Below are 16488 nucleotides of genomic sequence, written 5' to 3'. Positions count from 1 at the left end.
CCCCCCCTCCTCCTTCGATAAAATAGATTAGCATGAGCTCCAAATAGTGGATCTGTCACGACACCAGCGGAGTAGCTATTTAAATATCTCTTCATTATTCACATATGTATGCGAGCTAAAATTAAACATGACCCTTTTCATAGAATGGCGTTATTGGAAGCGTTTTATCGAATCATGAGGGATTTTGTAAAAATCCGTCGAAATGTTGATAGGTTTTTTTACTTGGCGTTAACATATGTGTTATACTGAAGAGGCAAAGGAGGCGTGCCCTATGAACTTAACAGTACGAGGTCAACAGATCGAGGTTACCGACGCTTTGAAGGACTACGTTGAAAAGAAATTCAGCAGACTTGAGAAGTATTTCGATGCACCCCCGACGTCTGATGGAAGTGTAACGTTAAGCACAACCAGAGATTTGCACACTGTAGAAGTAACCATTCCTTTGCCGGGGCTTGTACTCCGTGCCGAAGACGAAAGCGATGACATGTATGCATCCATTGATGCCGTGGTAGACAAGCTAGAACGGCAAATTCGCAAGCACAAAACTAAGCTTAACCGGAAATTCCGGCAGGAAGGTAGTTTGAAAACTCTTTTTGTGGAAGATCCAGCGGGTAGCGTGGCTGTTGCCGAAGATGAGGATGCGGAAATGGATGAGCTGGAAGTCGTTCGTACCAAGCGTTTCTTGTTGAAACCTATGGATGTGGAAGAAGCTATTCTGCAAATGAACATGGTTGGACATAATTTCTTTGTATTTTCTAATATTGATAATGAGGAAGTTAACGTAGTTTACAAACGCAATGATGGTAAATACGGTCTGATCGAACGAGAATAGCCTGTGAAGCAGAAACTCATCACATTTTAAAGTGAATAGAATGTTTTCGATTGAAGCATGCTTCATGGATATTAGGAAAATGATCATAACACGAGCCTTATCCTTGCGAACCTGGCGGGATAGGGCTCTTTTATATGTTTATTGTAAACATGATTGAAAATTTCAGCTTGGACAGGTGTAACCAATTGTGTATTTCGTGCGTCAATTGTTTTGGTATCTTTAACCGGATGCAAATCTGGAGGCTGCTTGTGTTGCGGCATGTCCTACAAACTGTTACAATTTATGCAAAGAACATCGCACGATGGGCTGGTATAGCCGGGCCTGTCAAACATATCGGGAATCAATTTCATCATGGACCCTTTCTTATTGTGAAATTGATTCTATTAATTGTTTTGCGCGAAAGGGGTAAACCATGCTAGGAATTGTCAAAAAAATTTTTGGGGATACAAATGAACGTGACGTCAAACGTTTAATGAAGACGGTTGAACTGATCAATAAAATAGAGCCTGATTTTGAGAAGCTCTCGGATGAGGAACTGAAAGCCAAGACGGCGGAGTTTAGAGAGCGGATTGAACAAGGTGCTACGGCTGAAGAAGTGCTGCCGGAAGCTTTTGCAACGGTTCGTGAAGCGTCCAAGCGGGTGCTGGGCAAACGTCACTATGACGTACAGATGCTCGGCGGTATTGCGTTGCACGAAGGAAAAATCGCAGAAATGAAAACCGGTGAAGGTAAAACACTGGTGGGAACATTGCCGGTTTATTTGAACGCTCTGTTGGGCAAAGGTGTGCACGTGGTTACAGTCAATGACTATTTGGCACAACGCGACAGCGGAGAAATGGGACAAATTTATAATTTCTTGGGAATGAGCGTAGGTCTGAACCTGGCCAATATGGATCATGCTGCCAAACAGGAAGCTTATGCTTGTGATATTACGTATGGTACAAACAATGAGTTCGGGTTCGATTATCTGCGCGATAATATGGTGCTTTACAAAGAACAGATGGTACAGCGTCCGTTGTACTTCTGTATCATTGATGAAGTGGATTCCATTCTCGTCGATGAAGCTCGTACACCATTGATCATTTCAGGACAAGCTCAAAAATCGACCGAGCTGTATTTTGCGGCTGATCGTTTTGTGAAGAGTCTGAATGTTGAAGAAGACTACACGCTGGATATTAAGGTGAAGTCAGTTGCTTTGACCGAAAACGGCGTATCCAAGGCTGAAAATTTCTTTGGTCTTGAAAACCTGTACGATCAGGAAAGTGTTACAATCAATCACCACATCGTACAAGCCTTGAAAGCTAACGCTATTATGCGTTTGGATGTGGACTATGTCGTGGCTGATGGTGAGGTCCTGATTGTCGATGAGTTTACAGGTCGTCTGATGGCTGGACGTCGTTACAGTGATGGTTTGCACCAAGCTATTGAAGCGAAGGAAAACATCATTGTCCAAAATGAAAGCATGACACTGGCGACAATTACATTCCAAAACTATTTCCGTATGTACCGCAAATTGGCGGGGATGACGGGTACAGCTAAAACAGAAGAAGAAGAATTCAAAAAAATCTACGGTCTGGAAGTGCTCCAAATTCCGACGAACAAGCCTAACCAGCGTGTAGATATGCCTGACGTAGTGTACAAGAGCGTGAAGGGTAAATTCCATGCTGTAGTAGACGAAATTCTGGAGCGTAACAAAAAGAACCAGCCGATATTGGTAGGTACGGTTTCTATTGAAAACTCGGAGCTTCTTTCTGAAATGTTGAAACGCAAAGGCGTTCGTCACAAAGTGCTTAACGCCAAGTATCATGCGGAAGAAGCTGAGATTATTTCCCGTGCAGGTGAAGCTGGCGCGGTTACCATCGCTACTAACATGGCTGGACGTGGTACTGACATCGTACTGGGCGAAGGCGTTGCAGAACTCGGTGGTTTGCACATCATCGGTACAGAACGTCATGAATCCCGTCGTATTGATAATCAGCTTCGCGGACGTGCAGGGCGTCAGGGTGATCCGGGCTCCACGCAGTTTTACTTATCGCTGGGCGATGAGTTAATGAAGCGTTTTGGTGCAGACAACGTACTGAATATGATGGAGCGCTTGGGCTTCGAAGAAGATCAACCTATCGAGAGCCGTATGATTTCACGTGCTATCGAATCAGCTCAAAAACGTGTCGAAGGGAATAACTTTGATCAGCGTAAAGTCGTTCTTCAATATGATGACGTGATGAATCAGCAGCGTGCTATTATTTACAAACAACGCCGTGAAGTGCTGGAATCAGAGAACATCAAGGAAATTGTGTTCGACATGATCAAGCCTGTCATTGAGCGTGTAGTGGAAGCTCACTGTGGTGATGATATCCCTGAAAACTGGGAACTGGAAGAAGTTGCAGAGTATGTGAACAACAACCTGCTTGAGGAAAACACACTTTCGCGCGACGATCTGTGGGGTAAGGAAAAAGAAGAGATGGTCGATATGATCTTCGAAAAAGTTACCAACAGATACCACAGCCGTGAAGAGATGATCGGCGAAGAAATGGTACGTGAGTTCGAGAAGGTTATCGTATTGCGTGCAGTTGACAGCAAATGGATGGATCATATTGATGCTATGGATCAATTGCGTCAAGGTATTCACTTGCGTGCTTATGGTGGTACTGATCCATTGCGTGAATACCAATTTGAAGGCTTCGAAATGTTCCATGCTATGATCGCCAGCATCCAAGAGGAAGTTGCGACCTACATTATGAAAGCACAAATCGAATCCAACCAAGAGCGTCAGGCTGTCATCGACGAAGACAAAATCTCGACGAGTGGCGAACCTGCGGCTCCCAAAAAGAAATCCGCTCCTTCGCGTCCGCGTAGAAAATAACGGATTAAAATTAAGGGATAGGTCTTGATATACACTATCCTCTGCAATGCATATAATGGCAGGCGGCAGTTCAACCACTGACCGTCGGCCATTTTGTGCCATCAGGGGACGACACTGATGTCTTCAACTTATAGCTTTTCTGTTGGAGGATCAGTCTGAACATTGATGAATGGCTAGATTGCTCTCAATTCTTTTTAAACAATTATGACAAATAAGCAAGTCTCTGCTTATTTGTCAGTCAATTCTGCAGTTGATCTGGCTCACATACCAGAGCCAGTTATGTAAAAGCAGTTTGACTTTACGGTGGTCGGTAGGGAAGCGAAGGATTTGAATCTGGAGAAGCGTCAGCGATCGTAAGATCAAATCATTCGCGCAGCGCCCACCCACCAGCCGTAACTCATAACGCTTTACTCCCCCTAACCCTATATTAAAAGGAGAATGACACCATGATTGATCCAAGTGTAAAACATGATTTACGAGAAATAGGCAAGAAACTAACAAACCTTAGGGGGTCTCTTTGACTTAGATCTCAAACAGGAAATGATCGCGAACTTTGAGGAAAAGATGGCAGCGCCTGATTTTTGGGATGATAACGAAAAAGCCCAAGGCGTAATTGCTGAAATGAATGCTGTGAAATCTTCTGTGGACAGCTATGAACAGCTGCGTCAGGAATATGAAGATGCAGGTATGATGGTTGAGCTGGCTGAAGAGGAAGGCGATGAAGCGCTGGCTGGAGAAGTTGAAAACAGTATCAAATCCCTGCTGAGCAAGCTGGAGGAATTTGAGCTGCAATTGCTTTTAAATCAGCCCTATGACAAGCTTAATGCTATTCTGGAGCTGCACCCGGGGGCAGGCGGTACCGAGTCGCAGGACTGGGGTCAAATGCTGCTGCGCATGTATACACGTTGGGGAGAAAAACGGGGCTTCAAGGTGGAGACTCTGGATTACTTAGCGGGTGATGAAGCAGGGATAAAGAGTGTAACCCTGTTGATCAAAGGCTATAATGCCTACGGTTATCTCAAGGCGGAGAAAGGCGTACATCGGTTGGTTCGCATCTCTCCATTTGATTCCTCCGGTCGTCGACATACATCGTTCGTGTCTTGTGATGTAGTACCGGAAATTGCGGATGATGTGGATATTGAGATCCGCACGGAAGATCTTAAAATTGATACGTACCGGGCCAGCGGTGCAGGTGGTCAGCATATTAATACGACCGACTCGGCTGTTCGGATTACGCATTTGCCTACCGGTATTGTCGTGACTTGTCAAAATGAACGTTCCCAGATCAAAAACCGTGAACGTGCAATGACGATGCTTCGTTCCAAGCTCTATGAACGCAAGATCGAAGAACAACAGCAGCAATTGGACGAAATCCGTGGTGAACAGTCCGACATTGCATGGGGCAGCCAAATTCGCTCCTACGTGTTCCATCCATATAGCATGGTTAAGGATCACCGTACCAGCGTGGAAACTGGCAACGTCGGGGCAGTGATGGACGGCGATCTCGATCCATTCATCGATGGTTACCTGCGCAGCCAAATTAAGCTGGACGCAGAATAATTGTCTGTATGTTTTCCTACAGAACCGCAGTCTACGTGCCTGCGGCCTGTAGGAATTTTTGTGTGACGGTATTTTTATTAAAGGAGAACGTGAATGATGTCTCAATTGAACCCTCCCACTGCCCGCCGAAGAAGGCGTAAGCCTCTGATTGCCGCCAGTGGACCAGCGCGTAACGTGACCGATGTTTTGCTAATTATACTCGGCTCCTTCATTACAGCGTTGACCTTTAACATGTTCTTGCTTCCCAACCGGATTGCATCCGGGGGTGTATCTGGCCTGTCTATCTTGGGCGAGGACCTGTTTGGCCTGGAACCGGCCTATACGCAGTGGGGAATGAATATTCCGTTATTTATAGCAGGAGTACTGCTGTTAGGAAAAAAGTATGGCTTGCGTTCCCTGCTGGGCAGCATCATGCTGCCACTATTCGTTTATGTGACGAAGGATTGGGCAGTCCCCACAACCAATCCGTTGCTGGCTTCGCTGTATGGTGGAATCGGAGTAGGATTGGGCTTGGGCACTGTGTTTCGGGGCAGAGGCTCGACGGGTGGACTGGCTATTTTAGCACAGATTATTCAAAAGTATACCGGTTTTAGCCTTTCTCTTTGTGTCATGCTAATGGATGGCACAGTGATCACGCTAGCTGGTTTCGCCCTGTCGCCGGAGCGAGCTCTGTATGCATTGATTGGCTTGTTTGTGACCGGCAAAGTCATTGATGCTGTAGAAATGGGATTGGGTTACTCCAAAGTGGCTTACATCATATCCAATCAAAAGGAAAAGATCACGCAAACTATTTTACAGGATTTGGATCGTGGTTTGACAGAGCTTGCAGGACGGGGGGGTTACACGAACGAAGAACGTCCTGTACTTATGGTTGTAGTCGGGCAAAACGAGGTAACCCGCCTCAAAACGCTCGTTCGCTTGGTAGACCCGGAAGCTTTTGTGATTATTAGTAATACACGTGAGGTATTGGGTGAAGGGTTCAAAAGGGAAGGCTAGCATAATGTAGCCTTCTGGACGCTGCTCTTAACTGAATCAATGTAGGAGAGCCCACTGATGTAGTGGGCTTTTCTCTTTTCAGAACAGCTTTATCAAGCCTTTTTTGGTAACAGATCAAGCCAATCTGCTGCTTGTCCTTGATTAAAATATGAGGTCGGTACTCCTTTTACTCCGGTTTTGACCATAAATAAACCGCCTGCTAGTGGTTGGTCGGTATTATCGCCATCTTGAGCAGTTGTGATATACAACTCATCCAGATGTTCACCGCCAAAAGCACATGAAGTCACACAATTGACTGGAAGTGAAACCTCAGCAATTACTTCTCCCTGAGCAGGATGGATACGAGAAACACGTTTACCGCCCCAACGCGCGATCCACAACATGCCCTCTGCATCGATGGTCATGCCATCTGGATATCCTTCACTTTCATCCAATCTAGCTACCACTTGCTTATTCTTAATGGTGCCCTGTGTCACATCGTAATCGAAGGAGACCACTTCCAAGGTCGGAGTATCAATATAGTACATGGTACGATGATCTGGGCTCCAGGCTAAGCCATTAGATATGGAAGCTTTATCAACCAGTAAGGAGACGCTTCCTTTTGTGCTCAGACTATACAACGCTCCTTGTGCGCGTTCGCCATTTAAACTCATGGTTCCTGCCAAAAAACGTCCGGCAGGATCACATTTACCATCATTAAATCGATTTCCTGATCTACCTTCCTCAGGATCGTGGATCAATACTTTGGCTCCTGTTTCAATATCCAAACAGTATAGACCGCTGATCATGGCCACGATTACTTTATTTTTAAGATAAGGGACGACTGCACTAATATGTTCACCCACATCTATGGTACGATCTGTGCCTGTAGATGGATCGTAAATGTGTAATTGAAAACCCTCAATATCGACCCAAAATAAACGTTGCGACTGATGATCCCAACTGGGACCCTCGCCTAATTTGGCTTTAGCATCTATCACTAAATTCGCTGTATATGTTTTGATGTGTAGCACCCCTAACGTATAGGTTTATTTTCGTACATACTCACTCTTTATACCCTATTCAATGTCCAACGAATACATAAGTGCAGCAAATGTATAAACCGGATGAATACCAATATACAAGATAATATATAAAGGGAACGCTCCTTTTCTTATGCAAAATAGAAGACTAGATTCGCAAGGGGGTCTGTCTTTTTTGTTTTCCTTAATTGTAGCCTGTACAGCTTGGCGGCCAAAAGAATGGGCAAGAGTGCATATTTTAAATTTGGAGGAATAACATGACATGAGGTGTTGTATTTATATGAATAGAGTCGTATAATAATACATATTTCATAGGGACGGAATGGAGGAAGGTCTGTGAGCAGCAAGCTAAAGGTAGCAATTGTCGGTTCCACTGGATATGGCGGAGTGGAGCTGATTCGATTTTTGGTTCATCATCCGCAGGTGGAGATTGTATCTGTTATTTCTTCATCCAGCGCGGGTGTCCCGATTAGTGATGGGTTTCCACATCTGACGGATATTGTGGTACAGGATTTGGACGGTGTCGATATCCATGAAATTGCTGCCAAGGCTGATCTGGTTTTCACAGCTACGCCATCAGGCGTTAGCACCAAATTAGTGCCACAGCTTCTGGATGTCGGACTGAAGGTGATTGACCTTTCCGGGGACTTTAGGCTCCGAAGCGGGGAAGCGTATGAAGCATGGTACAAAAAGCCTGCGGCTTCACCCGAGTATCTCAAGCAAGCCGTTTACGGACTCAGCGAGGTGTATGCAGAAAAGCTTGCTGGAGTTTCTTTTATTTCGAATCCAGGCTGCTATCCCACGGCAACACTATTGGGAATTATTCCTGCCTTAAAGGCGGATTGGATTGACCATCGGTCACTGATTGTGGATGCTAAATCCGGGGTATCCGGCTCCGGTCGGGGAACAAGTCTTGTTTCACATTATGCGGAGATGAATGAGAATTTTAAGGCTTATAAGGTGAATAAGCACCAACATATCCCTGAGATCGAACAGGTATTGGGTGATGTTGCGGGCGAGGACGTTACAATTACGTTTACGACACAGCTGGTGCCTATGACGCGAGGAATCATGAGTACAATTTATGTCACGTTGAAAGGTGATCATACGGATCAGGACCTTATCGGGTTATACCGGGATTATTATAAAGGCCATCCTTTTGTCCGTGTACGTGGCGAAGGTATATGGCCGGCAACAAAAGAAGTATTTGGTTCGAACTACTGCGACATCGGTTTTGCAGCAGATGCCCGTACTGGGCGTCTTACGATTATTTCTGTCATTGATAATGTTGTGAAGGGTGCCGCTGGGCAGGCGATTCAGAATTTAAATTTGATGATGGGATGGGAGGAGAACCTCGGACTGGGCTTCATACCGGTATATCCGTAAGTAGCACGTAAACGCAACAGGTACAGGAGAACGACAGCGGGCAGGTTTGAGAACGCAAGCGTCCGGCTGCCATTCATTCCTTATAATGCGGGCGAGGGCACATAATTATGGGTAAATTAGGATTTACAGTAGTACATGGGGGCAACATCGTAACTCCGGGTGGCTTTACAGCCGGGGGATTGCACTGTGGATTGAAAAATACGAACCGCAACGATATCGGCGCGATTCGCTGTGAGGTAGAGGCGACAGCTGCTGCGGTGTATACCACTAATGTGTTTCAGGCTGCACCGCTGAAGGTGACTCGCGAGAGCCTGACAAACGGTCGATTGCAGGCGATAGTAGTGAACAGCGGGAACGCCAATGCCTGTACAGGACAGCAAGGGGAGCAGGACGCTTACGCTATGCGTTCGGCCGCTGCTCGTGAACTGGGTGTGGCAGAGAGCACTGTAGCTGTTGCTTCGACGGGTGTAATTGGCGAGCATCTGAAAATGGATCGTGTGCTTGGCGGTATATCGTCACTACCTAAGCGGATGAGCGAGGCAAACGATGGAGCGGAGCAATTTAGCCAAGCCATTCTGACAACGGATTTGGTTAAAAAGGAAGCATGTGTGTCAGTTGAAGTGGACGGTGTGACCGTGCACATCGCCGGGGCGGCAAAAGGATCGGGTATGATTCATCCGAATATGGCAACCATGCTCGCTTTTATAACTTGTGATGCGGTCATCGGGCAGACGGCTCTTCATCAACTATTAAAGCAGGCCACGGATACTAGCTTTAATATGATTACGGTCGATGGGGATACCAGCACGAACGATATGCTAATCGCTATGGCAAGCGGACTGGCAGGCAACAGCGAGTTGAACGCAGAGCATCCTGATTGGGGGGCTTTTGCCGAGGCATTCACTTATATTTGCCGGGAGCTGGCGAAGGCGATTGCCCGTGACGGGGAAGGTGCTACGAAGCTGGTAGAGGTGTCCGTAAGCGGAGCGGTAAGCGATGCTTCTGCCCAGGCGATAGCCAAGACCGTAATTGGGTCTAGTCTGGTGAAGTCAGCCGTTTTTGGCGCAGACGCTAACTGGGGACGGATTATTGCAGCCGTCGGACGTGCTGGAGAGCCGGTGAATCCCGATACGGTAGACATCCGCTTAGGTGACATTATCGTGCTGAACCAATCAAGTCCAGTTGCTTTTGATGAAGCCGAGGCACTTTCCTATTTACGTGGAGATATGGTGCAAATTATCGTTGACTTGCATCACGGGAACGGAATGGCTACAGCATGGGGCTGTGATCTAACCTACGATTATGTGCGGATTAATGCGGCTTATCGGACATAGATACCAGATTTAAATACAGATGGATATTTAATAGTTAATAGAAGAAGCGAGCGGATATAGTTTTTCGCATCATTTGAAAATCGCACAGAATTGTGCAGAGGAGAAAAGGAGAGATGATATGCAATCGGCAGTGGGACACGCGGATCAAGCGAAACAAGCGGGACTGGCACGTCGTAATTTTGTGATGAAATGCGGAGGAAGTACGCTGGCTGCGTTGCCTGATTCCTTTTTTGACGACTTGGCCCGTCTGCAGTCGGAAGGCCTTCAACCAGTCATTGTACATGGCGGCGGGCCTGCGATCTCTGACAATTTGGCGAAGCTGGGAATCGAAACGGAGTTCATTCACGGGTTGCGTAAAACGACTGAACCCGTGTTGGATGTCGTGGAAATGGTGCTGGCAGGCAGCATTAACAAGCAGATTGTTCGCCGAATAGGGATGCACGGAGGGCGAGCGCTGGGCTTGTCGGGCAGTGATGGCTATTTAATTGAAGCAAAGCCTGTGCCAAATGCTGCCGAGGTCGGTTGGGTTGGAGAGGTAACATCTGTTCAAGCATCGATTATTACGGGTGTGCTGGACATGAGCTATATGCCAGTTATTGCGCCTATTGGCATTGATCGATCCGGTCAGCGTTATAACATTAATGCCGATACAGCGGCGGGCGCGGTTGCTTCTCATCTCGGCGTCAGTCGAATGATTGTTGTGACGGATGTACCCGGTATTTTGAAAAAGAATGGTGTAGAGAAGAAGGTGCTGGAATCGATCACTATTCAGGAAATTGAAGATATGATCAGCACGGGTGAAATCTACGGTGGTATGATCCCGAAAGTGAGAGCGGCTATTGCCTGCATTCACGGAAAAGTGAAGGAAGTCGTCATCGTTGACGGCAGCGAACCGCAGGTACTCAGCCGTGTGCTGAGCGGAGAATCAATTGGAACACGCATTGTGCGCATGCAGTAATTGCAATATATGCTCAACCTATATAACCAAACGATAAAGGGGCGTGAACGACATGAGTAAGGAACCGAATACGCTGGTGAGCGAGGAAATGCCAAGTACGAATGGAAGCGGAGCGCAAGCGCAAAAGGGGACGGCAAAAACGCAGGCAGATAGCTCTCTTTTTCCAAACTACGCAAGATACCCGCTTACACTGGTGAAAGGACAAGGAAGCTGGCTGTGGGATGATCAGGGCAAACGTTATCTGGATTTTATGTCAGGTATTGCTGTTACCAATCTAGGCCATGCGCCTCAAGCTGTAGCGGAGCGGTTGAAAAAGCAGATCGATGAACTGTGGCATGTATCCAATCTGTTTCATATTCCTGGGCAGGAGCGGGCCGCGGCCTTGCTGACAGCTAATAGTAGCGCAGATGCCGTGTTCTTCTGCAACAGCGGAGCTGAAGCGAACGAAGCTGCCATTAAGCTGGCGCGTCGTTACCACCAGAAGGTGAAGCAGACTGGTCGCTATGAAATCATTACGTTCACGCAATCCTTCCACGGACGGACGCTGGCAACCTTGACTGCTACGGGTCAGGACAAAGTGAAAGAAGGCTTTTTACCGCTTCCCGCCGGATTCAAAAGCGTTCCGCTTCATGATCAGGCTGCGCTCGAAGCAGCGATCAATGAGAATACAGCGGCAATTATGCTGGAAATGGTGCAGGCCGAAGGTGGCATGTATCCGGTAGACCCTGCTTTCGTAGACGTGATTACCCAGCTGTGCCAGGAACATGGATTGCTGCTGATCATTGACGAGGTGCAAACAGGTATGGGACGGACAGGTAAGCTGTTTTCCTTTGAGCATTATGGGATTGAGCCGGATATTTTTACATTGGCGAAAGGACTGGGCAGTGGCTTTTCGGTCGGTGCAATGCTAGGCAAAGAATATTTGCGTGAAGCGTTCACAGCGGGCAGTCATGGTTCTACGTTCGGGGGTACACCGCTTGCTATGGCAGCAGTTCAAGCGACCGTTGAAACGATTATTGATGACAAGCTGCCAGAACGCGCTGCCGAAATGGGAGATTATCTCTTCCAGAGTCTGCAAAAGCAGCTTGCAGATATTCCTTTTGTCCAGGATATCCGCGGAAAAGGTCTGATGGTCGGGATTGAGTGTGCGGAGCCGGTAGCAGAGCTTGTTTTGGCAGGACAGAAGAAGGGCATTCTGTTCATTACAGCAGGACCGAACGTGATTCGCTTGTTGCCTAACCTGTATGTAACGAAAGACGAAATAGATCAGGCTGTAGCATGGATTGCTGAATTGATTCGGGAGCACGTAGCTTAGTGTAAAGACAGAAGCATCCGAGATTAGAGCGTAAAAGGAGAGGATCACATGAGCCAGGGCGGCGCACTGCAACAGGTGAATTTGAAAGGACGGGACTTTCTAGAGCTGGACGATTACTCGCCAGAGGAAATCCAGTATTTAATTGATCTCGCCATTGAAATTAAGCGTAAGCACAAAAACGGAGAAGCTTATCAGCCGCTGAAGGGGAAAACACTTGGACTGATTTTCGAAAAGTCCTCCACACGCACACGGGTATCCTTTGAAGTCGGTATGTATCAATTGGGCGGGCATGCCCTTTTCCTCAGCAAAAATGACATTCAACTGGGACGCGGTGAACCGATTAGCGACATGGCCCAAGTGATGTCACGTTATCTGGATGGCATTATGATTCGTACCTTTGGGCACGATAATGTCGTAGAGTTGGCGCGTTATGCATCCGTTCCTGTGATTAATGGTTTGAGCGATTTGGCGCATCCGTGTCAGGTGCTGGCTGATTATCAAACTTTATATGAGCAAAAGGGTAAGCTGAAAGGACTCAAACTGGCTTACATCGGAGACGGCAACAATATGGCGCATTCCCTCTTAATTGGTGGAGCGAAGCTCGGAGTGCATGTCTCCATTGCAAGTCCAGCTGGATACGAGCCTGACCCGAGTGTGGTCGCGGTTTCCCGAGAGATTGCCAAACAGACAGGGAGTGAAATTGTTATCACGCAAAGTCCGCAGGAAGCAGTAAAAGATGCCGATGCGATCTACACAGACGTGTGGGCAAGCATGGGCTTTGAGGAAGAGCAGAAGGAGCGTGAGCTTGCTTTTGCCGACTTCCAGGTGAATGAGGAGCTGGTTAAGCTCGCCAAGCCAGATTATTTATTCCTGCACTGTCTACCTGCGCATCGTGGGGAAGAAGTGAGTGCAGGAGTAATCGACGGTCCCCATTCGGTCATTTTTGATGAAGCGGAAAACCGTCTACATGCACAAAAAGCGTTGCTAGTTGCTTTAATGGGATAAAGTTGATCGTAAAGAAGATAGAGGTATAAGCATTCGGGGAGGACTTCAATAATGGCAAAAGAAAAAATCGTACTCGCATATTCCGGCGGTCTGGATACGTCGGTCATTCTGAAATGGCTCAAGGAAACCTATGATGCTGAGATTATCGCATTTACTGCAGATATCGGACAAAAGGAAGAACTGGACGGTTTGGAGGAAAAAGCACTCGCTACGGGAGCTTCCAAAGTGTACATCGATGATCTGCGTGATGAATTCGCCAAGGATTTTATTTACCCGATGTTTCAGGCGGGTGCTTTATATGAAGGGCAATATTTGCTCGGAACGAGTATTGCACGTCCATTGATCGCTAAGCGGATGGTCGATATTGCGATTGCCGAGGGAGCAACAGCCATTGCCCACGGCGCAACAGGCAAAGGCAACGATCAGGTGCGCTTCGAGCTGAACGCGGCGGCGCTAACGCCGGACATCCAAGTCATTGCACCTTGGCGGCTGGAAGAGTTCCGCAACCAGTTCCCGGGCCGGGCAGAAATGATTGCCTATGCGGAAAAACACGGTATTCCGGTAACCGCTTCTGCAGCCAAGCCGTACTCCATGGACCGCAACCTGCTGCATATCAGCTATGAAAGCGGCGTGCTGGAGGACCCTTGGTTTGATCCGAGCGCTCCTGAAAATAAAGAAATGTTCTTGCTTAGTAACGCGCCTGAGGACGCGCCTGATGAAGCAGAATATTTGGAGCTGGAATTTAAAGCAGGCAATTGCGTCGCTTTGAACGGTGAACAGCTATCTCCGCTGCAAGTGATGGAAAAGCTGAATGAACTGGGCGGTAAGCATGGAATCGGACGCGTAGATATGGTAGAGAACCGTTTTGTGGGTATGAAGAGCCGCGGAGTCTATGAGACGCCAGGTGGTACAATCCTGTTCACAGCTCACCGCAAAATGGAGTCCATCACAATGGATCGCGAGGTTATGAATCTGCGTGATAGCCTGATTACCCGTTATGCTACCTTGGTGTACAATGGATTCTGGTTCGCGCCGGAACGTGTTGCTTTACAGGCACTGGTTCATGAGAGTCAGAAAAATGTCAGTGGTACGGTGCGCGTGAAGCTGTACAAGGGCAATATTATCGGTGCAGGCGTTAAAAGTCCAGTTAGCTTGTACAACCCAGACATTGCAACCATGGAAGCTGATCCGACGCAAGCCTACGACCAAGGCGATGCCACAGGCTTTATCCGCTTGAATGCTTTGCGTTTGAAGGTAAATGCGGGCGTAACACAAAATCATAAATAAGATGTAATCTAACACTGTACGGAATGCGGGCCGTTCTTGTCCAAACGACGAGGGCGGCTTGTTATTGCAGAGAGGGGATCATGCAATGAGTAAGCTATGGGGCGGACGGTTTACAAAGCAAACGAACAAGCTGGTAGAGGAATATACGGCTTCTATTGGGTTTGATCAGGCGTTGGCGGAAGAAGATATTCAAGGTAGTTTGGCTCATGTGGCCATGCTGGGCAAATGCGGTATTATTCCGCAGGAGGATGCAGACACGATCAAGGGGGGACTGCACACCGTTCTGGAGCGTATCCGCCGTGGGGAAATTGAATTTTCCATTTCGGATGAGGATATTCACATGAATATTGAAAAAAACCTGATCGAGGCCATTGGTCCGGTCGGCGGTAAGCTCCACACTGGACGCAGTCGTAACGATCAGGTGGCAACGGATATGCACTTGTATTTGCGCGGACGTGTGGTATCGCTGGTAGGTATGCTGCATGATGTACAAGTTGCATTAATTGGGCAGGCCAAGGACAATCTGGACACAATAGTGCCTGGATACACACACTTGCAGCGTGCGCAGCCTATTTTGTTCGCGCATCACTTGCTAGCGTATGTGTCTATGCTAGAGCGTGATATTGACCGACTCAAGGACAGCTACAAGCGCATCAATGTGTTGCCGCTCGGGGCTGGCGCTTTGGCTGGAACCACTTTCCCGATTGATCGTCATTTTGTAGCTGAGCAGCTCGGTTTTGATGGCGTCTATGAAAATAGCCTGGACGCTGTTAGTGATCGGGACTTTATCGTAGAGTTTTTGGCCGGGGCCTCGCTGATTATGACGCATTTGTCCCGTCTGAGTGAAGAACTGGTGCTATGGAGCAGCACGGAGTTTGGTTTTGTCGAGCTGGATGATGCTTTCTGCACAGGCAGCAGCATTATGCCACAGAAGAAAAACCCGGATGTACCGGAGTTAGTACGTGGCAAAACCGGGCGTGTCTATGGAAACCTCGTTGGTCTGCTGACAGTACTAAAGTCCTTGCCACTGGCATACAACAAGGATATGCAGGAGGACAAGGAAGGGATGTTCGATACGGTTGCTACGCTGGAGGGAGCCTTGCAATTGTTCGCTCCGATGATCGCCACCATGAAGGTGAACAAGGATCGCATGCGTCAAGCGGTCAACCAGGATTTCTCCAACGCAACGGATATTGCGGACTTCCTGGTCGGCAAGGGGCTTCCGTTCCGTCAGGCCCATGAGGTTATCGGCAAAACGGTGCTGTATTGCATCCAGCAGGGCAAGTATTTGCTTGATCTGAAACTGGATGAATTCCAGCAGTTTTCGGATCTGTTCGACGAGCGGATTTATGAGGTGCTTCAACCAGAAGCGGTAGTCAATGCTCGGAATGTGTATGGCGGAACCGCCACCGGTCAGGTGCAGGCAGCCATTGGACGTAGTGAACAGCTTCTAGTGAACACGTCAACATGGTTTGAAAATCATAAGCCAAAAATTAATCCGTAAAGAAAATTATTCTCTTGCACAGCAACGGAATGCTGTGTAAAATCAGATTTTAAGAATATTTGCCAGCTATGTTTTCAAAGGCACCGTTCGCGGTGTCTTTTGTGTTTTCCGAGAGGGTTGAAAGATTTATGATCGGAATAATCATGAACTACATAGAATTATTGGAAGTATATCGTCTACGATGTTTGACTCGCGTAGTTCTATAGACCCATTCATACATTAGTGTGAAAGTTTCTAGAATTTACATTTTTGTATACTACGCCTACTAGGATTATGGTAGAATAGCACTAAGTTTTTCATTGAATTACCAATTTAGTAGAACGAGAAGCATATGCGATAAATCATTGTCAAGTGTTTAATGGCTTTTTCGACCAGGGGAATTTCATAAATGTGTAAATGAAGAGCCTAAATGAGAAAACAGGTGTG

The 16488-nt window shown here is 47.3% G+C and carries 12 protein-coding genes; 11 read left to right on the top strand and 1 reads right to left on the bottom strand.

Annotation, left to right across the window (positions count from 1 at the left end):
* Window positions 1-271 precede the first annotated feature (271 nt).
* The 4 genes from hpf to ACUC6J_RS22285 all read left to right on the top strand — a co-directional run bounded on the left by hpf (window position 272) and on the right by ACUC6J_RS22285 (window position 6251).
* Window positions 272-832, top strand: a complete 561-nt coding sequence (gene hpf, locus ACUC6J_RS22300; protein ID WP_016822933.1) for a ribosome hibernation-promoting factor, HPF/YfiA family — start codon at window positions 272-274, stop codon at window positions 830-832.
* Window positions 833-1244: 412 nt separating this feature from the next.
* Entirely contained in the window at window positions 1245-3695 is a 2451-nt protein-coding gene (gene secA / locus ACUC6J_RS22295; RefSeq protein WP_025365974.1) for a preprotein translocase subunit SecA, read from the top strand.
* A gap of 446 nt (window positions 3696-4141) precedes the next feature.
* Window positions 4142-5255, top strand: a protein-coding gene (gene prfB / locus ACUC6J_RS22290; protein ID WP_100212693.1) for a peptide chain release factor 2 whose coding sequence is annotated in 2 segments (ribosomal slippage) — window positions 4142-4213 and window positions 4215-5255 — 1113 coding nt in all. Because the reading frame shifts where the segments join, the coding sequence is not laid out codon by codon here.
* Window positions 5256-5351: 96 nt separating this feature from the next.
* Window positions 5352-6251: a YitT family protein gene (locus ACUC6J_RS22285; RefSeq protein WP_277508296.1), complete on the top strand. Its 900-nt coding sequence runs from the start codon at window positions 5352-5354 to the stop codon at window positions 6249-6251.
* A gap of 92 nt (window positions 6252-6343) precedes the next feature.
* On the opposite strand, the gene ACUC6J_RS22280 is transcribed toward ACUC6J_RS22285, so the two are convergent.
* Window positions 6344-7231: an SMP-30/gluconolactonase/LRE family protein gene (locus tag ACUC6J_RS22280; RefSeq protein WP_025365972.1), complete on the bottom strand. Its 888-nt coding sequence runs from the start codon at window positions 7229-7231 to the stop codon at window positions 6344-6346.
* A 378-nt stretch (window positions 7232-7609) separates the two neighbouring features.
* Between ACUC6J_RS22280 and argC the strand changes: the two genes are divergently transcribed.
* From argC to argH, 7 genes are all read left to right on the top strand, one after another.
* Window positions 7610-8659, top strand: a complete 1050-nt coding sequence (gene argC, locus ACUC6J_RS22275; protein ID WP_016822938.1) for an N-acetyl-gamma-glutamyl-phosphate reductase — start codon at window positions 7610-7612, stop codon at window positions 8657-8659.
* A 107-nt stretch (window positions 8660-8766) separates the two neighbouring features.
* Window positions 8767-9993: a bifunctional glutamate N-acetyltransferase/amino-acid acetyltransferase ArgJ gene (argJ, locus tag ACUC6J_RS22270; RefSeq protein ID WP_447249431.1), complete on the top strand. Its 1227-nt coding sequence runs from the start codon at window positions 8767-8769 to the stop codon at window positions 9991-9993.
* Window positions 9994-10111: 118 nt separating this feature from the next.
* Window positions 10112-10951, top strand: a complete 840-nt coding sequence (argB, locus tag ACUC6J_RS22265) for an acetylglutamate kinase (RefSeq protein ID WP_016822940.1) — start codon at window positions 10112-10114, stop codon at window positions 10949-10951.
* Window positions 10952-11003: 52 nt separating this feature from the next.
* On the top strand, window positions 11004-12266 hold the full coding sequence (locus ACUC6J_RS22260; protein ID WP_045244625.1) for an acetylornithine transaminase: 1263 nt from the start codon (window positions 11004-11006) through the stop codon (window positions 12264-12266).
* Between the two features lie 48 nt (window positions 12267-12314).
* Window positions 12315-13271: an ornithine carbamoyltransferase gene (argF, locus tag ACUC6J_RS22255; RefSeq protein WP_318300731.1), complete on the top strand. Its 957-nt coding sequence runs from the start codon at window positions 12315-12317 to the stop codon at window positions 13269-13271.
* A 51-nt stretch (window positions 13272-13322) separates the two neighbouring features.
* Entirely contained in the window at window positions 13323-14558 is a 1236-nt protein-coding gene (locus tag ACUC6J_RS22250; RefSeq protein ID WP_257126359.1) for an argininosuccinate synthase, read from the top strand.
* An 85-nt stretch (window positions 14559-14643) separates the two neighbouring features.
* Window positions 14644-16062: an argininosuccinate lyase gene (gene argH, locus ACUC6J_RS22245; RefSeq protein WP_447249430.1), complete on the top strand. Its 1419-nt coding sequence runs from the start codon at window positions 14644-14646 to the stop codon at window positions 16060-16062.
* Window positions 16063-16488: the final 426 nt, after the last annotated feature.

It is taken from the genome of Paenibacillus sp. JJ1683, from assembly GCF_053006485.1.
This window is presented reverse-complemented; position numbering and strand designations above follow the sequence as displayed.